14 protein-coding genes are annotated in these 19,754 nt (G+C 73.6%); 7 read left to right on the top strand and 7 right to left on the bottom strand.

All coding sequences use genetic code 11. From position 1 onward, the window contains the following. Positions 1-4 precede the first annotated feature (4 nt). From ABT093_RS03670 to ABT093_RS03680, 3 genes are all read left to right on the top strand, one after another. Positions 5-2,257: a hypothetical protein gene (locus tag ABT093_RS03670; protein WP_350559924.1), complete on the top strand. Its 2,253-nt coding sequence runs from the start codon at positions 5-7 to the stop codon at positions 2,255-2,257. After that, positions 2,254-2,985, top strand: a complete 732-nt coding sequence (locus ABT093_RS03675; protein WP_350559927.1) for a helix-turn-helix domain containing protein — start codon at positions 2,254-2,256, stop codon at positions 2,983-2,985. Before ABT093_RS03670 ends, ABT093_RS03675 begins: the two co-directional genes overlap by 4 nt. Positions 2,986-3,081: 96 nt before the next feature. After that, positions 3,082-5,448 carry a DEAD/DEAH box helicase gene (locus ABT093_RS03680; protein WP_350559930.1) on the top strand — a complete coding sequence of 789 codons (2,367 nt, stop codon included), beginning with the start codon at positions 3,082-3,084 and terminating at the stop codon, positions 5,446-5,448. A 109-nt stretch (positions 5,449-5,557) separates the two neighbouring features. On the opposite strand, the gene ABT093_RS03685 is transcribed toward ABT093_RS03680, so the two are convergent. From ABT093_RS03685 to ABT093_RS03695, 3 genes are all read right to left on the bottom strand, one after another. Then, positions 5,558-6,322 carry an aminoglycoside adenylyltransferase domain-containing protein gene (locus tag ABT093_RS03685; RefSeq protein WP_350559933.1) on the bottom strand — a complete coding sequence of 255 codons (765 nt, stop codon included), beginning with the start codon at positions 6,320-6,322 and terminating at the stop codon, positions 5,558-5,560. Positions 6,323-6,654: 332 nt separating this feature from the next. Further along, entirely contained in the window at positions 6,655-8,100 is a 1,446-nt protein-coding gene (locus ABT093_RS03690; RefSeq protein WP_350559936.1) for a purine-cytosine permease family protein, read from the bottom strand. A 186-nt stretch (positions 8,101-8,286) separates the two neighbouring features. After that, positions 8,287-9,633: a M20 family metallopeptidase gene (locus tag ABT093_RS03695; protein WP_350559939.1), complete on the bottom strand. Its 1,347-nt coding sequence runs from the start codon at positions 9,631-9,633 to the stop codon at positions 8,287-8,289. A 365-nt stretch (positions 9,634-9,998) separates the two neighbouring features. On the opposite strand from ABT093_RS03695, the gene rocD reads away from it, so the two are divergent. Beyond that, positions 9,999-11,276, top strand: a complete 1,278-nt coding sequence (rocD, locus tag ABT093_RS03700; RefSeq protein WP_350559942.1) for an ornithine--oxo-acid transaminase — start codon at positions 9,999-10,001, stop codon at positions 11,274-11,276. Between the two features lie 193 nt (positions 11,277-11,469). Further along, complete coding sequence (locus ABT093_RS03705; protein WP_350559945.1) at positions 11,470-12,327, top strand: MurR/RpiR family transcriptional regulator; 858 nt, start codon at positions 11,470-11,472, stop codon at positions 12,325-12,327. Between the two features lie 66 nt (positions 12,328-12,393). Here ABT093_RS03705 and ABT093_RS03710 read toward each other — a convergent pair whose 3' ends face one another. Genes ABT093_RS03710 through ABT093_RS03720 form a run of 3 tightly spaced genes read right to left on the bottom strand, consistent with a single transcriptional unit; the run spans position 12,394 to position 16,052 of the window. Further along, complete coding sequence (locus ABT093_RS03710) at positions 12,394-13,590, bottom strand: M20 metallopeptidase family protein (protein WP_350559948.1); 1,197 nt, start codon at positions 13,588-13,590, stop codon at positions 12,394-12,396. After that, complete coding sequence (locus tag ABT093_RS03715) at positions 13,583-14,752, bottom strand: amidohydrolase family protein (RefSeq protein WP_350559951.1); 1,170 nt, start codon at positions 14,750-14,752, stop codon at positions 13,583-13,585. Before ABT093_RS03715 ends, ABT093_RS03710 begins: the two co-directional genes overlap by 8 nt. Positions 14,753-14,756: 4 nt before the next feature. Further along, a complete protein-coding gene (locus tag ABT093_RS03720; protein WP_350559954.1) occupies positions 14,757-16,052 on the bottom strand; it encodes a type I glutamate--ammonia ligase in 1,296 nt (431 codons plus the stop codon). 547 nt (positions 16,053-16,599) lie between these two features. Between ABT093_RS03720 and ABT093_RS03725 the strand changes: the two genes are divergently transcribed. Beyond that, entirely contained in the window at positions 16,600-16,758 is a 159-nt protein-coding gene (locus tag ABT093_RS03725) for a hypothetical protein (RefSeq protein WP_350559957.1), read from the top strand. A 65-nt stretch (positions 16,759-16,823) separates the two neighbouring features. On the opposite strand, the gene ABT093_RS03730 is transcribed toward ABT093_RS03725, so the two are convergent. Then, on the bottom strand, positions 16,824-17,981 hold the full coding sequence (locus ABT093_RS03730) for a methyltransferase domain-containing protein (RefSeq protein WP_350559960.1): 1,158 nt from the start codon (positions 17,979-17,981) through the stop codon (positions 16,824-16,826). A 703-nt stretch (positions 17,982-18,684) separates the two neighbouring features. Between ABT093_RS03730 and ABT093_RS03735 the strand changes: the two genes are divergently transcribed. Beyond that, entirely contained in the window at positions 18,685-19,695 is a 1,011-nt protein-coding gene (locus ABT093_RS03735; protein ID WP_350559963.1) for an ArsR/SmtB family transcription factor, read from the top strand. Positions 19,696-19,754: the final 59 nt, after the last annotated feature.

Raw genomic sequence — 19,754 nt, forward strand, 5'->3', positions numbered from 1 at the left:
CCTGATGGACCGCAAGACGTACACCGCCGAACTCGCCGCCCTGCGCGAGCTGCGCGCCGGGATCACGGCCGCCGAGAAGGCCGTCGCCGCCGCGCAGAAGGAGCTGGACAAGCTGGCCGCCCAGCGTGCGCGCCGGGTGGCGGGGCTCGCGGGGTACGAGGGTGCCCAGGCGCCGGCCATCGCGAAGGCCTCGGGGCTTTCGGTCGGCGACGTGGTGCGGATCGCCCCGCTGCTGGACCCGACCCCGGCCGCCGTCCGCGCCGCCGAGGCCGACGACCGGGCCGACGCTGCGCCCGCCCCGCTGCCGGTGGCCGAGCCCGCGCCGGTCGCCGAGCCCGCCGTCGCGGTGGCCCCGGCGCTGACCCGCCCCGCCGCCGTACCCGAGCAGCCGGTCCCGGCCGTCCCCGTCCCCGCCGTCGAGGTGCCGGCCGCGGCCGAGGACCAGGTCGTCGTCGAGCAGCCCGCCCCCGCCGCTGCCGCGCCGGTCGTCCCGGCGGCTTCGGCCGCTACGGTCGCTGCCGCGCCGCGTCCGGTGGACGAGGCCAGGCCGCGCGAGCTGCCCACCCTTCCCGAAGGCCCGGCCGGCGCGCGGTTCGAGGCCGTCACCACGGGCCTGGTCTCCAAACGCCCGAACTTCACCCAGCAGGCCCGCAGCACGGTGTTCCTGGACGCCGCGACCGGCGAGCTGGCGGTGCGTGACCGCGTGGTGCGCCTCGACCTCGGCGCCCGCACCCCGGGCGACATCCTGGACGCCGTCCTGGCCACCGCCCCGGGCACGGAGCGGATCTACATCACCGCCGGCGCCCCGTGGCACGACGGCGCCGAGCGCTACTCCACCCTCAAGGACGCGGTCGCGGCCTGGCTGAACACCCCCTCCGAGCGGTGGACCACCGCCGTCGGCTCCGGCCGGGACAAGCTCGCCGGGCACTTCGTCCACCAGCGCCAGCCCGTCGGCCGCTACGCCCCCTCGGCCGCACCGGACAGCGGCAGCACCGAGATCCGCTCGATGGGGGAGTGGTTCGACCCCGATGGCGCCGACGTGACGACCTGCCGGCAGGCGTTCACCCTGCTGTGGCAGGCGCTGCGCCGGCACTGGGACGACGCGGTGCTCATGGGCTCCCCGAGCCAGACCGGCCGGGACCTGTGGTCACGCACCATCCCGACCACCGGCAAGTGGGCGGGCGGCTACCCGGTCCTCTCCGAGGACCTGCGCGCCCTGCTCCACGCCACCGGCGGGCAGGGCCGTACCGAGCTGGTCCTGCCGCCGCGGGTACCGGCACAGCTGCCCGCGCTGGTGGAGTACGACCGCACCTTCGCCTACGCCAAGCACCTGTGGAAGAGCCCGGTCGGCACACCGCGCCGCATCACCGCGCGAGCCTTCGCCGCGATGACCGAGCAGGAGCAGACCAAAGCCCTGATGTCCTGCTCGCACTGGAACATCCGCGTCACCGTCCCGCAGGGCTGGCAGCACGTCGGCCTGCTGCCCGCTCCGGTCACCGGTGACCGCGCCTGGATCTACCCCTCCGAGCCCGGCGCGACGTTCACCACCTGGGCGGGCGGCGCGGAGGTCCACCTCGCGCTGGCCAACCACATCGCGCCGTGGCGGATCGAGGTCCTGGGCGGTCTGCTGTGGGAGGACGGCAAGCCGCTGGACGAGTGGGGCAAGCGCCTGAAGGCCGCCTGGGCGGACCTGACCAACCTCTCCCGCATGCACGGCGAGGAGCGCCAGCGGCAGGCCGCCTACCTCGCCTCCCGCGCCGTCCGCTCCGTGCTGCTGTTCGGCCTCGGCGGCTTCGCGCAGCGCCCGCGCCTGGTCTCCGGCACCACGCCGGTCGGCGAGGCGCTCCCCGCCGGCGTCGAGATCCTCGGCCAGGACGGCCAGGTCGTCACGTGGCAGCGGCAGGCCGGGTTCTCCCGCGACCCCTACGCGCACCCGGAGTGGGCGGCCTACGTGTGGTCGGGGGCGCGGGCGGCGCTGCTGGACATGAAGTACCGCCAGGGCAAGGAGGTCATCGGCCACGCCGGCGCCCTGCACGCCAGGCCCGGCACCGTCGTGTACTTCGGCACCGACGGCATCGCCCTGACCGAGCGCCAGCCCTGGCCCTACCGGGGCGAGCCCGGTGACTACTTGCTCAAGGGCCACCTGACCGGGCCCGTCGAGCACCCCGCCGGCCAGGAGCAGTACCTCAAGCTGCGCGGCCTGGGCCGCGCCGAACTCGCCGAACTCGCCGTCGCCGGGAAGGGTGCTGACCAGTGAGCCCGGCCGACCCGAACCAGCCGAACGAGGCGGCGCGCCTGACCCAGCAGCTGATCGACGAGGGCTACACCAAGCGCCAGGTCGCCAGGATGCTCGGCCGCGACGCCTCCCTGGTCTCCCAGTTCTTCACCAAAGGCAAGGGCGCCGCGTTCGTGAACGCGCTGCGCCAGTTGGTGCGGGCGGTGCGCGGCGGCGAACGGGACGAGGAGGCGCTGGTCGGGATCGCGGAGGCGAACACCACCCGCCGCCGCACCAGGACCGGGCAGAAGGCCAGGGTGCGGGGCAAGGACGTGATCGGCACCCCGGGCGGGAGCATGGCCGGCCGAGCCGGGAAGCAGGCCATCAAGTCCGGCGCCGCGCACCTGGCCGGCGTGATCCACGCGGCCGCGGCCGCGGACGGCCGGGTCGCCCTGACGGTGCGCATGCTCTCCCGCTACTTCACCCTGTCGGCCGGCTCCAGGCAGGACTCGCCCGGCATCCGGCGCGGCGTGGTCCCGCGCGCGGACGGCACCGAGGAGCGCACCTATGGCTCCGCCGCCACCGGCGGTTTCCCCGCCGCCGAGTGGTCGCGGCGGGTCGCCGTCTCGCACGGCGACGTCGTCGACGCCGTGAAGACCTGGCTGGTGGAGAGCGGCCGCGCCACCGAGGACGCCGAGATCGTCTACCTGGAGATCCGCACCTGGACCCCCACCGGCCACCAGAGCACCCAGGTCCTCATCAACGAATAGCCCCGGCCCGTACACGCCTCCCCCTCCCTCCCTCCCTCCCTGCAGCTCCGCTCGCCGCGGCCCCGCCGTCTCAGCATCCGAAGGAGAAGTACCGCCGTGGAGAGCACCGCCGCCACCGCCGGGCAGGACGTTGCGGCCGGACCGCGCGCCCAGGCCGCACCGCCGCTCCCGGCGCAGCCGTCCGGCATCACCGCGGTGAACCCGCTGCCGCTGCACTGGTTCCAGAAGGACGCGGTGGCGGCCGCGGTGCGCGAGGTGAAGGACGGCGGCCGGGCCACCGTCGTCGCGGCGACCGGCTCCGGCAAGACCCTCATCGCCGCCGGCTGCGCCCGGCGGATGGCCGCGCGGGGGCGGGTGCTGGTGCTGGTGCCGACGATCGAGCTGCTGGAGCAGACCGCGGAGGCGTGGTCGCTGCGGGGCGGGCGCCGGGGGCCGGCGGTGGCGGCGTGTTCGCGGCAGGAGGCGCTGGAGAGCGCGGAGGCGGGCGGGCACGTCCACGCCCAGGTGACCACTCAGGCGGCCCGGATCGCCGACCTCGTCGGCGCCGCCCCCGAGGACCGGCCGGTGACCGTGTACGCGACCTACGCCTCGCTGGAGCGGATCGTCCAGGCCCACCGCGACTTCGGCCTGCCCGCGTGGGACCTGGTGGTCGTCGACGAGGCCCACCGCACCGCCGGTTCGGCAGGCAAGGCGTGGGCCGCGATCCACGACGACACCCTGGTCCCGGCGAAGCGCCGGCTCTACTTCACCGCCACGCCCAGGATCGCCGACGACCGGCGCGCGAAGGACGGCCTGGCCGACCTCGCCGACGCCGGCACCGACGGCGCCGAGAAGCTGCCCGTCCTCTGCTCCATGGACGACGAGGCGGTCTACGGCAAGACCGTCTTCACCTGGACCCTCGGCCAGGGGATCGAGCACGGCTACCTCGCCGACTACCGGGTGCTCGTGCCGGTGGTCACGGACGAGGACCTGCGCGAGCTCCTCAACCTCCCGGCCGTCGCCGACCTGCGCTCCCAGCGCAGCAACGAGGAACTCCTGCGCCTGGCGCTGCAGATCGCGGTGCTGCGCGCCGTCGCCGACCTCGGCCTGCGCCGCGTCATCACGTTCCACTCCCGGGTGTCCGCGGCGCGGGAGTTCGCGAACACCCTGCCGGACGCCTCCCAGCTGCTGCCCGACGCGGAGCGCCCGGAGCGGATCTGGGCGAAGGCGGTGGCCGGCACCGACCGCCTCAAGGACCGCCGCGCCGCCTTCACCGAGTTCAAGGCCCACACCGGCGAGGACGGCGAGGAGTGCGGCATCCTCGCCAACGCCCGCCTGCTCTCCGAGGGCATCGACGTGAGGGCCGTCGACGCGATCTGCTTCGCGGACCCGAAGTCGAGCGTCATCGACATCGTCCAGGCCGTCGGCCGCGCGCTGCGCCAGTCCTACCGGCAGGGCAAGGTGTCCTGGGTCATCATCCCGGTCTACCTCCCGGCGCCGGAGGTCGGCGACGACACCGCCACCGCGGACCCGGCCGACGTCCACGACGCCGGCGAGGCCGTGAAGGCCGAGGCCGACGCCGAGATCGAGGCCTCCAGCTTCCGCACGATCTGGCGGGTCCTGCGGGCGCTGGCCGCGCACGACGCCCGGGTGGTCGGCCGGATCACCGAGCTCCGCGCCCACCGCTCCCAGGCCGCCGCGCACACCACCACGGCCAAGCCGACCGAGGGCGAGGCCGCCGAGGCCGGCGGCGCGAGGGAGCAGCAGCCGGCCCCGGTCGAGTCGCCGATCGAGTGGCTCAAGATCAACGCCCGTCGGCACGCCGCGCGGATCCTCCGGACCGTCAAGCTCCGTGCGTTCAACCCGCGCGCCGTTGAGTGGCAGCGCATGCACGCGGTCGCCACCGCGTTCCACCTCGAGCACGGCCACCTCGACCCCACCGACCGCGAGAAGCACGTCGAGCTGATCTCCTGGCTCACCCGCCAGCGCCACCTGCACGGCCAGGGCCTGCTGGACGCGGCCCGCGTCTCCGAGCTGGACGCGCTCGGCATGATCTGGTCGAAGAACACCAACGCCTGGGAACGCGGCTACGCCTACGCTGCCGCGTTCCACCGTGGGCACGGCCACCTGGCGATCCCGGCGACCGCCAGGCTGGACGACTACGCGGTGGGCGCGTGGATGCGCCGCCAGCGCAAGGCCACGGGCCTCACCGCCGACCAGACGGCCAAGCTCGACGGCCTGGACGAGCTGTGGCGCCTGGAACCGGACTGGAACCGCTCCTACCGCCGCCTGCTCGCCTACCTCGCCGCCGGCGGCAGCCTGGACGGCCCGGCCAACCGCACCGGCGGCGAGGCGGACCCCACGTTCCGTCCCGGCGCATGGCTGCGCAAGCAGGCGGGGGCCCGCACCGACGGCAAGCTGACCGGCCACCAGACCGCGCTCCTGGACGCGCTCCACCGCCACGCCGAGACCGTCACCGGCTGAACCGACTGCACTCCCAGGCGAAGTACAGGCGAGACCCCGGACGGCGGCGCGCCCGCAGTCTCGCTCCGTCCTCGCCCGCGCCCGGACAGGCCCACCGTCTCATGCCGCATCACCGCTCCCGGCGGCGCAGGTGGTCGATGCGAGCGAGCACCTCGTCCACGTGCGGGCCCACTTGGGACGTCAGTTCGCCGCTCCAGGTCTCGTCCTCGTAGTGGCAGTTGCGGTACAGGTATCCGGCGTGCTCCAGGACGGGGCGGTGTTCCGCGGGCAGGTGGGCGAGGGCCCAGTCCGCGGCGGCGTCCTTGGGCTTGATCTCGCCCGTGGCGAGGGTCGTCCAGATGCGGGCGAGGGTCAGCAGGACGTTGCGGGTGTCGTAGGGCAGGTCGTCGAGGAGTTCGGGGATGCCCAGGACGCTCGCGCGGACGAGGTCGGCGTGCGGCACGGGGGCGAGGAGGCGGCCGGGAGGCGGTCCGGTGAGGGGGTGGTCGCCGGCCAGGACCATGGTGAGCGCGAGGGCCAGGTCCGGCATCGGGCCGGGCTGGGGTGGCCCGCTGTCCCGGAGCTCGTCGCGCAGCCACTCGCCGAACAGGAAGTCCCCGGTCGGCGGGAACCGCCAGGGGCGGACCTCGGACTGGACGACGACGGTGAGTTCCACCGGCCGGACGGCGGGCGAGAGACCGGAGATCTCCAGCAGGCCCTCGGTGAGCGCCCGCCGGCTCCGGTCGTCCAGGCTCTGCCGTGTGACGGCCAGGACGTCCAGGTCGCTGGCCGCCTTGAGGCCGCCGAGCACGGCGGAGCCGTGGAGGTACGTGCCGAGGAGCTCCGAGGACAGGACGTCGCGGACGAGTCCGACGGTCTGCTCGAGTTGATCCATCACCGCATTGTCCCCCGCGGAGCGAACCGCCGGGGCCCGCCGTGGCTCGGGCCCGACCCTGCAGAACGCCGACGTCGAGTAGGCAGCAAGGGGACCGCAGGCCCCGGCCGCCGGTTCCGGTGTCCGGGGCCTGCGGTCCCGTCTCAGGCCCTCCTGTGGCGCGTCGTGTTCCATGGTGATGCCGGGTAGGGCGCCGGACCTCGGGCGTCCGCCACCGCCGGCGCGCCGGCCGGATCCGCTTCTGCCCCGCCGCCGGCCACGAGGACCTGCACCGGACCTGGAGCCCCGGGTCTGAAGCTGCGGTCCGCGGCGAAGCAGGACGCGACGGTCGGTCAGGCGCCGCCCGTGGGCAGCCCGAGTTCGCCGGGCGCGTCCACGCGGGGCGCGGTCCCGGCCTGTCGCGCCGAGAGCGTCCTGGCCGTCAGGGCGTAACCGACGCCGCAGGCGATCGCCACGAGAGGGGTCGGCAGCACCGTGTCGGGCAGGGCGACGAAGGCGAGGGCGCCGAGTGCCGTCCAGGCGAGGGCGAGGACGTTCACGCCGCCGGTGTAGCGGTAGGGCCCGTGGGGGTCGAAGAGGGCCGGCACGTCGATGCGGCCCCGCTTGATGACGAGGTAGTCGGCGAGGATCACGCCGACGAGGGGCGCGAAGACGTTGCCCATCGCCGACATCGAGCCGTTGAACCCGTCGATGAGCGCGGGGAAGGCGGCCAACGCCGTACCCGCGGCGGCGACCACCATGGTCGACCAGAAGCGCCCTAGCCGGGTGGCGAGGTTCGCCAGCGCCAGGCCGCCCGTGTAGACGTTCAGCACGTTGACCGTCCAGTTGTCCAGGAGCAGCACGACCAGGACGAGGACCAGGGTGACCGAGCCGACGCCGAGGCCGGGGATCACCTCGAAGGCGTTCGCCGTCGTCCCGAGGGTCGCGGCGGCGGCGTAGGCGCCGAAGAAGGCGGATCCGGCCGTCCCGAGCAGTGCGGCGGCCATGGTGCCGATCCACATGTCCTTACGGGACCTGGAGTAGCGGCAGTAGTCGGCCGCGTCCGTCACCTGGCTGAACCATGCCGCCGCGACGGCGTTCACCCATACCGCGAACACCGCCCACTGCCAGCCGGCCGAACCGGAGTAGGCGAACACCTCGCTCGGCGCGAATCCCGGCGCCTGGTGGTTGGCGAGCAGCCAGAGGAGGTAGCCGAGAATCACGAGCTTGACCGGGAAGGCCACCTTCGACAGCCACTTGAGGGATCCGTATCCGAAGAGGGCGACGGATGCCTGGAGCACGGCGAAGGCGAGGCTGACGCCGATGAGCGGCGGCTTCACCCCGAGCCACGCTTCGAGTACGGCCAGGATGCCCATGGCGCCGGCCAGGGTCTGGAAGGCGAACCAGAAGGCCGAGCTGACGGCGCGCAGCAGGGAGACCAGCCAGCGGGAGGCCGTGATGCCGAGGAACGCCCGCGTCGACACGATCCCGGGCAGGCCGTAGTCGACGCCGACGGTGGCCATGACGGTGTAGGCGCAGAAGGCGATGAGGATGCCCAGCACCTGGGCGGTGACCGCGGCCCAGAACGAGAGCCCCGAGACCACCGCGAGTCCGCCGATGAGGATCAGGCCGGGGTTGAGCATCACGTTGAAGATGATCTGGAACAGGTCGTACCAGCGCACGGTGCGCTGGTCGTCCGGTACGGGTTCGATGCCGTGCCGCTCCACTCCTTTCGGCTGGCGGTAGGCCTCGGGCGAGCTGTCTTCGGATCTTTGTGTACCGGGAACGTCGGTGCGCATGGGCGGGCCTTTGGTCTGGGGCGCGGGGAGGGGACGGCGAGGCGCGGGGAGCGACACCTCGCGGGTGGGGGGGTTCACCTCGGCGCCCCGGACCGGGGTCCGGGGCGCACGACCGGGGCTCCTCGCGCGGGCGGGGGCGCCGCCCGCGCGAGGAGGAGACCTGTCCGGGTCAGGACACGGGGGAAGTCAGGACACCGGGGAAGGGGCGCCGCACCAGCGGGTGGCGAGGACGGCGTAGGTGCGGGCCGCGAGCCAGACCTCGTCGAGGTCGACGTACTCGTCGTTGCCGTGGGCGACGCGCAGGTCGCCGGGGCCGAAGACGACGGACGGCACGCCGGTCCGGGTGAACACGGTCGCGTCGCACACGCCGTAGAGCCCGGTGTAGGAAGGCTGGTCGGAGAAGGCGGTGCCCTGGGCCGCGGTCCGGTACGCGCCGGCGACGGACTGGCTGATGCTGTCGTCGGGCGAGGTGACGAACGGGTCCCAGTTGAGCTTCCACTCACAGCGCGGGCGGTGGTCGCGGAGCCACGGATCGGCGTCCGCCGCACGGTCGATGACGGCCTGGATCTCGGCCCTCACGTCCTCGGGCGAGCGCTCGGGGTGATACATGACCCCGTACTCGATGGTGGCCGTGTCGGACAGGGCGAACGGGACGGTCAGTTCACCGGGGCCGCCGCGCATGGCACCGGGCAGCAGGGAGAAGTGGCCGTTGTACCAGAGGTCGTGCCGCTGGGTGCGGGCCCATTCGTCCTCCAGCGCGCGCAGCGCGCGGTAGACGAGGAAGACCTTGTCGATGGCGTTCACACCGATCGAGTCGCCGGACTGGGTGGGGTGGACGGTGGCGCCCCGCATGGAGCCGTGCACCTTCTTGCCCTCGACCGTGACCGAGAACCACAGCAGTCCGGGGCTGGCGACCACGATCGACAGCGGTGTGGGCGGCGCGCTCGGCTCCGAGACGACCGCGGCGTCCGCGACGTACCCGCGCTCGACCACCGCGCCCGTGCCGCAGGCGTGGTCACCGGTCTCCTCTCCGACCACGCACTGCAGTTGCAGCTCTCCACCGAGCTCGATCCCGGCCTCGCGCAGGGCGATCGCGGCATAGGCCTGTGCGACGAGCCCGGACTTCTGGTCGGTGGTCCCGCGGCCGTACATCCGGGAACCGATCACCGCGCCGGCGAACGGCGGGGCCTTGGCCCACCCGGCCGGATCTCCGCCGGGGACGACGTCCACATGACCGTTGAAGATCAGCGAGCTTCCCCCGCCCTTGCCGCCGATCCGGCCGACGGCGTTGTCGCGTCCCTCCTCCACGGCGAAGACGTCCACGGACGCCCCGGCGCGGCGGTAGAGGTCGGCGAGCAGCGCGGTCGCCTCACCTTCCCGGCCGACGTGTTCCTTGTACTCGACTCCTGGATATTTCGGGCTCACGGACGGGATCCGGACGAGTTCTTGCAGGCTCGCCGTCATCTCGTCGCGCAGTCCGTCGACGACGGACATCAGGCGGTTCAGCCGGGAAGTTTCTTCGGGGGAGCTCATGACGCCTCCAGTGGCGCGCTCGGGAGATGCGGCGCCCGCGACCGTCTCGGTGCCGGGCCTTGCCGCTTGGCCAGAATGAAACAGGCGGTAGGTTTCGCGTGTCAATAGCCAATTCCGAAACGGATGTTACATTCACGGGCCGTCAAGGACCGTGCGCGCGGCGTCGTTCGGGGTCGGCCCCATGTCTCTGACCATCCGCGATGGCCAAGGGTGTCCTCTCGGTCGCGCTCGGCGCACGACACGCCCACCTGCCACCCCGGCGCGCCCCTTGAATGAAACGAATATTTCATGTTAGCTGCCGTCCATATCGCGTGAATCCACAGTTTCGACCGCTCGCGTATCGGCGGTCGGGAAGGCGAGCCGGGATGAACCAGAACGACGAGGGGCGCGGGAGCATGGGCGACGCGAGGCGGACGGCCGCGCCGGCCCCGTCACGGACGGCGCGGGAACACATCGAGCAGACGGAGCGCTTCGCCGCGCACAACTACCATCCCCTGCCCGTCGTCCTCGCCTCCGGCGACGGCGCGTGGGTGACCGACGTGGACGGGCGCCGCTATCTCGACTGCCTGGCGGGCTACTCCGCCCTGAACTTCGGTCACCGCCCGGAGCGTCTGCTCCGACGCGCCCATGAGCAGCTCGACCGGCTGGCCCTGACCAGCCGCGCCTTCTACAACGACCAGCTCGGCCCGTTCGCCGAGGCGCTCGCCCGGCTCACCGGAAAGGAGCGCGTCCTGCCGATGAACAGCGGCGCCGAGGCGGTGGAGACGGCCGTCAAGGTGAGCCGCAAGTGGGGCTACGTCGTGAAGGGCGTGGAGGCGGACCGGGCCACCGTCATCACGATGAGCGGCAACTTCCACGGGCGGACGACCACGGTCGTCAGCTTCTCCGACGACCCGGTCGCCACCGACCACTACGGGCCGTTCACGCCCGGCTTCGTGCGGGTGCCGTACGGCGACGTCCGGGCGGTCGCCGACGCGATCGACGACACGGTGGTCGCGGTCCTCTTCGAGCCCGTGCAGGGGGAGGGCGGTGTGGTCGTCCCGCCGCCCGGATTCCTGAGGGAACTGCGTGAACTCTGCACGCGGCGCGGCGTGCTGATGGTGGCCGACGAGATCCAGTCCGGCCTGGCCCGCACCGGCCGCACCTTCGCCTGCGACCACGAGGACGTCGTGCCGGACGTCTACGTGCTCGGCAAGGCCCTGGGCGGCGGTCTCTACCCGGTGTCCGCCGTGGCCGCCGACGACGACGTGCTCGGCGTCATCACTCCCGGGACCCACGGCTCGACGTTCGGCGGGAACCCCCTGGCGGCCGCGATCGGCCGCGAGGTGGCCGCCATGCTGTCGACGGGCGAGTACCAGGAGCGCGCCCGGGTCCTGGGCGAGCGGCTGGAATCCCGCCTGCGGGAGCTGGTCGGCGCCGGCGTGCTGGCGGTGCGGGTCAGGGGGCTGTGGGCCGGAGTCGACATCGACCCCGGGCTGATGACCGGCCGCGAGGCGTGCGAGGGCCTCCTGCGGCGCGGCGTCCTGGCCAAGGACACCCACGGATCGACCGTGCGGTTCGCCCCTCCGCTGGTGGCGACCGAGGACGAGATCGATCTGCTCGTGGACGCCCTGGCCGGCGTCCTTGAGGAGGCGCGGAGCTGACGGCGCGTCGACGAGGAGTCCCGCGCGCGGGGCGGTCGTCTCATCGTGGGCCCGGGGGCACGGCAACGCGCCCCGCGGGCCCGCGTCCGTCCCAGGGGGCGTCGCCGTGGGGGCGCCCCGGGCGCCACCCCGGTCCTGGCGCGAGCGGATGTAACGAACGTTTCAGTGCGCCCTTCCTTGGTAGTCTTGAAAGATGGAGACGATACCGGGGGGTCACGCGTCGGTGCGGAAGCTGCTGCTCTCCGCCATGGACGGACTCAGCAACGGCGAACGCAAGGTCGCCCGCGCGGTGCTGGCCCAGTACCCGACGGCCGGCCTCACCACCGTCGCGGACCTGGCCGCCGGTGCCGGCGTGAGTTCGGCGACGGTGGTCCGTTTCGTCACCCGGCTCGGCTTCGCCGGATTCCCGGCCTTCCAGCGCGCCCTGGTCCACGAGCTGAACGGGGAACTGGGCTCCCCGCTGAAGCAGTACGCCGAGAAGGCGTCGGTCTCCGCGAAGGGGGTGCTGCCGGAGACGCACCGGGCCTTCGCGCAGTTGCTGGAGGCCACCTACGCGGAGCTTCCGGAGTCGGAGTTCGCCACCCTCGTCAGGCTTCTCGGCGACCCGGCCCGGAGCGTGCGCGTGACCGGGGGCCGGTTCAGCCGGCTGCTCGCCGAGTACCTGGTCATCCACCTGTGGCAACTGCGCGAGGACGTCGACGTGATCGGCGAGGAGGAGATGGAGCGTCGCAGGGCACTCGCCGACGCCGACGCCAACACGGTTCTCCTCGTCCTCGACTACCGCCGCTACAGCGAGTCCAGCCTCCGTTTCAGCGAGGGAATGGCCGCCCGGGGCGCCACCGTGTGCCTGATGACGGACAACTGGCTCTCCCCCATCGCCAAGCTGGCCAAGGTCGTCCTCCCGGCGCGGGTGGAGTCCGCCTCGCCGTTCGACTCCCTGGTGGCCGCGATGGCACTGAGCGAGAGCCTGGTGGCAGCGGTGACGGACGCCGTGGGCGCGGCGGGCAGGGAACGCATGGAACGGTTCGAGACGGCGATCGAGCACGCCTGAACGGCCCGGGGCCGGGCCGCCTCCGCTGCGGGCGGCCCGGCCCCGGGCCGTAGGACGGGTGGGTCGCTATCCGGCCGCTGCTCCCGGGGCGCCGGCGTGCTCCTCCAGGGTGGCGGCCGTTCCGAGGTACGCCGCCATCAGAGCGGTGGCGAGCGCGTGGACGTCCGCGTCGTCGGGCAGGAAGCGCGAGGAGTGCAGCGGCTCGGACGTCCTGGTGCCGACGAACAGCATGGCCGAGGGCACGCGTTCGCAGAAGTACGAGAAGTCGTCCGAGCCCAGGGAGCGCAGGTTCCCGGCGACCGGGAGCCCCCGGCGGTCCAGTTGGTGCGTGATGCTCCGCACCAGAGCCGGATCGTTGTCGAGCACGGGTTCCCCGTGGGTGATCGTCACCGACGCGGTGCAGGCGTGTGCCCGCGCGACGAATTCGGCGACCTCCGTGATCCGTCGGTGGATCAGTTCCCGGGTCGAGGACGCCAGCGCCCGGACGGTGCCGGTCGCCCGCGCCGTGCCGGCGATCACGTTCGCGGCGTTGCCCGCCGAGAACGACGACACTCCCACGACGGCGGGAGCCATCGGGTCGACGGACCGGCTCACCACGCTCTGGAGCGCGACGACGATCTCGGACATCGCCAGCAGCGCGTCGTTCGTCAGATGGGGATACGCGGCGTGTCCGGGTCTGCCCCGCACGACGATCTCGAACTCGTCGGCCGAACCGTTGACGCCCCCCGCCGTGCACGCCACCTCGCCCCGGGCCAGCAGGGGCTGGACGTGGACGCCCACCATGGCGGCGCACCGCTCGGAGTCGAGCACGCCGCTGGTGGTGATGTCCCGGGCCCCGGACGGGTAGGTCTCCTCGCGCGGCTGCAACACGGCGAGCAGGGGAACCGGAGGCCCGGTCTCGGCCAGGGCGCCCGCCACGGCGACGAGTGCGGCGAGATGGGTGTCATGACCGCACGCGTGCATGACCCCCGGCCGCGCCGACGCCCAGGCGACACCGGTCTCCTCGGTGACGGGCAGCGCGTCCATCTCCCCGCGCACACCGATCGCCGGTCCCGGCCCGCCGATGCGCAGCACGGCGCCGGTCCCGGCCGTCCTCACCGCCGCACCGGCCCCCGGCAGCGCGGCCAGCACCATGTCCCGGGTCGCTGCCTCGTCACCCGACAGATCGGGCTCGCGGTGCAGCCGGCGCCTCAGGTCGAGCGCCGCGGGGAGGTGCCGCTCCAGGGCGGACCACAGGGCTTCGTACGCGTCCGGGTCAGGCATGGGGCAGTCCGTAGAGGCGCTGTGCGTTGGTGCGTCCGATCATCGTCGCGACGCGGACGGCGTCGGCCTCGGACCACTCGCCCTCCTCGACCCAGTCCCCGAGCGCCCGGGACATGCCGCGCCGCCAGAGGACGGAGCCCAGGTGGTGGAGTTCGGGCGGCCCCCAGGCGTCGGAGGAGTACAGCACCTTGGTGAAGGGGGCCAGTTCGAGGCTCTCGGCGACGACGGCGCTGGAGGCGGCGCCCGTGTAGTTCACCCCCAGACCGACATCGAAGTAGACGTGGGGAAACACCTGGGCGAGGAACCCCGCGTTGCGGTGGAACGGGTAGCAGTGCAACAGCACGACATCGGTTCCGGCGCCGTCGATCTCCTTGAGCCAGGGCATCAGCAGCAGCGGGTCGCACCGTCGCAGATCCAGGTCGGGATCGCCGTACCCGGCGTGCAGCTGCAGGGGCAGGCCGGTGTCCACGCCCGTCCACAGGGCCATGCGCAGCAGCACCGGGTCGGCCACCCGGAGGGGGGCGCCCGCATCCAGCTCGCGCAGCCAGGCGCCGGCCGCCCGTTCCACCTCCTGGGCGGTGGGGCGGGCGGGCGCGAAGTCGAAGCCGTAGCGGTAGGCGATGATCGACTTCAGGCCGACCGCCGATGCGGTGGCCCCGGCGAGCGCCGTTCGGAAGTCGTCGGCGAGGCGCGCGGCGCCGCTCGTCGGAGCGACGCCCTCAAGGACGGTCTCCAGGCGCACGATCTCGGAGAACCGGGAGGGCAGGCGCTCGGCGAGCGTGCCGGGCGACAGCAGTTCGTCGCTCTTGAAGCCGGTGTCCAGCAACCAGTCGGAGACGCCGGCCGCGGCGAGGAAGAGGTCCGACAGCTCTTCCGGGGTCCGCTCGGACCGCGCGGCCCAGTACGCGTCCGCCGACGCGTGCGGGGGCAGACCGAGCAGCGGCGCGCAGTGGCGGCGGATCGCGAACCCGATCTGGGAGTCGAACTGGGTGACCCCGGCCGGGATGGGGCGGTCGGATTCGGTGATCAGCGTCTCGAACTGCCCCCGGGTCACCGGCGAGGCGAGCGACGCGTGGACGTGGTGGTCGACCAACGGCAGCGCGGCGATGTGGCGGCGCAGTCCAGCGGACACCGGCTCGGTGGACATCGGCTCAGTAGACATCGGCTCAGTAGACATCGGCGACCCGCCCGCACACGCCCCGCTCGTCCAGGCCCGAGACCGCGGCCAGCTCCGACCGCTTCACGGAGCGGTGGGTCTCCAGCAGTTCGGCGGAGAACCAGCCGGACACCACGTCGTCCTTGTCGAGTTCGAGGAGGGCCTCCTCCAGGCCGCCGGGCAGGCAGGGGACGTCCGCGAGATCCGCTTCCCCGGCCTCCTCGGGCCAGACCCGCGGCTGCGCGTAGTCCGCCTCCACCCCTCTCAGTCCGGCCCGCACCAGTACTCCGAGGACCAGCCACGGGTTGGCGGTCGCGTCCGCGGCCCGGTACTCCAGGTTGAACTGGTCGGCGACGACTCCGCCGCCCAGGCTGCTCGTCGGGCAGATCCGCAGCAGGGCCTCCCGGTTGCGCTCGGCCAGGAACACTCCGGCGGAGCTCCAGCGGTGGGGCGTCAGGCGCAGGTACGAACTGGGGCTGCCCGCCGTGAACGAGAGCAGCGCCCGGGCGTGCCGGAGGATCCCCGCACTGAACCGCCCGCCCAGTTCGGAGAGCCCGCCGGGACGGGAGGCGTCGTACAGGACGGGCCGTCCGGTCGCCGCGTCGCGCAGGGAGAGATGGACGTGCACGCCGTTGCCGCTGCCGTCGGGGTGCAGCAGCGGCGCGAACGTGGCCCGGTGTCCGTGCTGGGACGCCAGGTCGCGGACCACTTCCCGCAAGACGACCGCGCGGTCCGCGGCGGTCATGCCGTCGCAGGGGCGCAGGGTGATCTCGAACTGGTCGGTGCCGAATTCCGGCAGCCACGTCTCCGGTTCGAGTCCCATCCGGTCCAGCAGTGACACCAGTTCACTGCCGAACGGCTCGGCGGACCGGAACCGGGTGAAGGAGAACGGGGCGCCGCTGTCGAGTCCGGGGATCATGAACTCGTGCTCGAAGGTGGCCACCACGTCCAGCCCGGTGGCACGCCGGAAGTCGTCGAGGGCCCTGCGGGCGAAGGTGCGCGGGCAGTTCTCCCACGGGGTGCCGTCCGGCAGCACCTGGTCGGCGAGATACAGGCGGACACCCGGCAGATCGCCACGGGCGGGGATGTCCACGCCGGTGGACTCGGCCGGCAGCAGCTTCAGGTCGCCCGCCGAGCCGAACGGATTCGGCGCGAGCTCCCCGAAGGCCGTCACCGCGAGATCGGCCGGGACCCATCCCAGCCCGCGGCGCAGCACACCGTCGGCCGCGTTGCCCGGTGCGGCACGCCCGCGGGTGAATCCGGACAGGTCGTTGGTCGCCACGAACACCGTGGTTGAAGAACTCATGTCTACCTCTTCGATCGGGCCGCGTCGCCGCGCTGCGGGTCGGGCAGGGGCGCGGGCGGGCCGCGGGAACATCGAGAGTTACAAATATTTCAAGCTTGGTCAAGAGTGCCATCTACGGAATCTTCATTTCATCGGTGCCCGGCGCTCCCGTGCCCAGGACCAGCGGTGCGGCGCGCCTACGGCGCCCCGGGCAGGCCCCCGGGAGCGGATCCGGTTCTTGCCCGGTTCAGGGTGCGTGCGGCTCCGGCCCGCCACCACTCCGGGAGGATCCCGCGCACCTGATCGACCCTCTGATCAGCGCGTCGGCGATGGTCGTCGCCGCGCAGGCTGCCCGCCGCGGCCGGTGCCCGCAGCGCGCAAGGCCATCGAGCTCCAGGACCGTCGTACGGCGCAGCCCCGCACCGCGGGCGAGCCGGACAGCGTCCGACGGGCCGGGTGCGCCTGCGGGGCCTGCGCCCGTCGCCGACTGTCCGGCTGTTGACATGACATCAGCCGCACGGGGCAGGCGCCGGAGGCTGACGCCGTCCCGACGTCCTTGGAGGCACGCGTGATCGTGTTCATGGTGCTCTTGCTCGTTCCGCCGGCGCTCGCGATGGTTCTGGTCGCGACCGGGCCCTCGTTCGTGCGTCCACGCCGCCGGCCGACGGCCGCCGTCATCCGGCCCGACCGGGTCCGGCAGCCGCGTCACGCCCGTGTGCCGCGCTGAACCGACCGGGCACCGGCGGCGCGTGACCGACACCAGGCCGGGACCGGCCCGCAGCACGGCCGCCTTCAGCGCGAAGCGGCGGGCGCCGCCTGGGAGAGGACCCACCGGGGCCCGCCGTCCGGGCTGTTCAGCCACGCGAACTGCCGCTCGGGGGTGACCGTGATGCCGTACTCGTACGGATCCGGCCGGCCGTGCTCCTCCCACCGCTCCCAGGCGAGCATCAGCTCCTCGCCGATCCGCCGCCCGCCGCCCTGGAACAGCACGCTCCCGCCGGTGCCGGTGGCGGAGAACATCGCCCACGCCGCCACGCCGTCATGGACCCACGCGCTGACACCGTCCTCGTCACGGCCGGTGAAGACCACCGCGTCCGGCACCGCCACCCGCAGCGCGAACCTGAGGTCCCAGTCCGATTCGAGCGGGGCGAGGTCACGGCCGACCGGCCTCTGCGCATCCGCCGGCCCCTCGCCGCGCACTGCCCGGTACCCGCCCGCCCCGGCGACCGGCGGCACCGCGGCGGTGCGGTCCGCCATGAACTGCCCCAGACCCTGTACCCAGCCGCTCGCGCTGCGGCCGTCGGCGGCGACGGTGAGGGCGACGTGACCCAGCCGGCCCCACGGGTAGACGATCCGCCCGCCGGGCCCGGCCGCCTCGATCCAGGTCCACGGCACCTGCTCGACCGCGTAGGTGGCGATCACCCGGTCGAACCGCCCGCCACCGGGGGCGGCGGTGGTGGCGTCCGCGGTGAGCGTCTCCACCTCCAGGCCGGCGGCCGCCAGCCGCTCCCGGGCGAACGCCGCGAGGTCCGGGTCGATCTCGGTGGACACCACCCGGCCCGGCCCCGCCCGCCAGGCCGCGAGGGCCGCGTTCCAGCCCTGCCCGCCGCCGACGTCCCACACCCGGTGGCCGGGTTCCAGACGCAGCGAGTCCAGCATGCCCACCACCACGCCCTGCGCGGAGAGGCTGGAGGACGGCAGCCCGCCCGACACCTGGGTGACGGCGGCCGCGTCCGGGCCCGCGTACAGCTCGCCGTTCCAGCCGTCCGGATCGGCCTGCCGGTCGACGGGCACATACGCGTGTCCGTCCCACCGCCAGAGCCTCTCCGGCGCGAACCGGTCCCGGGGCAGCGCGGCCACGGCCTCACGCAGCCACGGCGAGCGCTCCGGCCAGTCCCCGCGCGCCTGCATCGCCGCGTCGAGAGCGGCCCGCCGCTTCAGCAGATCCACGACTCAGCCCTTCGGCTTGCGGTGCTTCCCGTCACTGCCCGGGTCCGGCTTCGGCACCTGCCCGTCGGCGTTCCCGGGCGGCGGATCGCCCTGGCCCGGGTCCGCCGGCGGCCGCTCGTGCGCGCCTCGCTGCGGCTGCGTCATCGCAACACGCCCTCTCGTGCGTACGGACAACAACCCGGACATCCTGGCCAACCGGTCGGAGCGGCGGTAGGGGGTGCAGGGGCGCGTACGGAGCGTGCCCGGGCCCGCGTGCGCCCGCTCCGGCGGAGCAGACGGGCAGCGGCGCGACGGGGTCCGCGCCGTTCGGCGGGCCCGTCCGCGGAGGCCGGCAGGACCGACGCTCCGACACGGGCGAAGGTCTCTCGACGTCATCCTCGTCCCGTGCTCTTCTCCCGGTTCTCGTGGGCAGGCGTTGTGCGGCGGCACGCGGGCCCACGACGAACACGGGCCGCACGGGAACGGGAGGGGGCCCTCCTGGGAAGAGCGCCGCCCCGGGGCACCGCCGCCTGAACCACCCTGCCTCCGGGGTCGGGCACGGAATGTCCGTGCCGTGGAACGATCCGGTCAGAGCCGGGCAACGCCCCACTCTTGCCGTGCCGTCCCGCTTACGGTGGTCGTAAGGCCGCAGAGGGGGGACGGGGACGGGGCCGGGGGGGCTGCGTGCGGTACCCCTGCCGGTGTTCGACGGAGAGGGGCGGAATTGCTGCGGATCCACTTCACCCACGACGACCTGACCAGGGTTCGGATCGCGCGGGCACCCGACCCGCTCGCCGAGTCGATCCTGAGCCTGTCGCTGGTGCAGACCCGCGAGGTTGGCGGCGTGGTGTTGGAGGGGTGGCGCAGTCGGACCCGCGAGAGCATCCGCCCCGAACTGCGGGTGCTGTTCGACCTGGCGACGCCCCTCGGGGCGGCGGAGGCCGCCGAAGCGTTCCTGCATGCCGGCAGCCACACCCTGCCGGAGAGTCTGGAGCAGACCTGGTCACTGCCCGGCCGACGGTGGAGCGCCGACCTGCGGGCCCTCAGCAGGACACGCCCCCGGGCGCCCCGGTGGGTCTACGAACTGCACCGGGGCGACCGTGAGTGGCGCGAACTGGTCGACCGCCGGCTGCGCGAGTACCACGCCTTCGCCGTCGCGCCGTACTGGTCGCAGCTGCTGGCCGCCGCGCACACCGACCGCGCCCGGCGGGCCACCCTCGCCGCCGACCGCGGCCTGGACGGGCTGTTCGGCAGCCTCCACCCCGACATCCGGTGGCAGTCACCGGTGCTGACGCTGCCCTTCCCCGTCGACGCCGACCTGCGGCTGCGCGGCGCCGGCGTCATGCTCGTCCCCACCTTCTTCTGGCCCGACCCGATGGCCCTGACCGACAACCGCGGCCTCGACCACCCGCTCGTCCTGCACTACCCGCTCGCCCCCGACCTCACCACCTACCGCGCCATCTGGTCCCCGGCCGCCGAGGACGGGCCGGACGGCGCGCTCGTCGCCCTGCTCGGCACCACCCGCGCCCGCACCCTGCACGCGGCGGCCGACCCGGCGGGCACCGCCGAACTCGCCCGCCGCACCGGCTGTTCACCCGCCACCGCGAGCCACCACGCCACCGTCCTGCGCGCCGCCGGCCTCCTCACCACCGAACGCACCGGCCCCGGCGTGCGCCACACCCTCACCCCCCTCGGCCAGGCCCTCCTCGACGACCGCGTGACCGACCGCCCATAACCGTCCGCGCCACCGCCGACCGCGAGCTCTGGGCCGAACTCACCGCCCGGGCACCGCAC

Origin of the sequence: Kitasatospora sp. NPDC002551, from assembly GCF_040296005.1 — a bacterium.
GTDB lineage: Bacteria > Actinomycetota > Actinomycetes > Streptomycetales > Streptomycetaceae > Kitasatospora.

Coding starts and splice junctions, on each gene's coding strand:
- ABT093_RS03695 (WP_350559939.1), bottom strand. CDS start 9,633: ATGAGCTCCCCCGAAGAAACTTCCCGGCTGAACCGCCTGATGTCCGTC.
- ABT093_RS03705 (WP_350559945.1), top strand. CDS start 11,470: ATGGAGACGATACCGGGGGGTCACGCGTCGGTGCGGAAGCTGCTGCTC.
- ABT093_RS03690 (WP_350559936.1), bottom strand. CDS start 8,100: ATGCGCACCGACGTTCCCGGTACACAAAGATCCGAAGACAGCTCGCCC.
- ABT093_RS03685 (WP_350559933.1), bottom strand. CDS start 6,322: ATGGATCAACTCGAGCAGACCGTCGGACTCGTCCGCGACGTCCTGTCC.
- ABT093_RS03720 (WP_350559954.1), bottom strand. CDS start 16,052: ATGAGTTCTTCAACCACGGTGTTCGTGGCGACCAACGACCTGTCCGGA.
- ABT093_RS03670 (WP_350559924.1), top strand. CDS start 5: ATGGACCGCAAGACGTACACCGCCGAACTCGCCGCCCTGCGCGAGCTG.
- ABT093_RS03715 (WP_350559951.1), bottom strand. CDS start 14,752: ATGTCTACTGAGCCGATGTCCACCGAGCCGGTGTCCGCTGGACTGCGC.
- ABT093_RS03710 (WP_350559948.1), bottom strand. CDS start 13,590: ATGCCTGACCCGGACGCGTACGAAGCCCTGTGGTCCGCCCTGGAGCGG.
- rocD (WP_350559942.1), top strand. CDS start 9,999: ATGAACCAGAACGACGAGGGGCGCGGGAGCATGGGCGACGCGAGGCGG.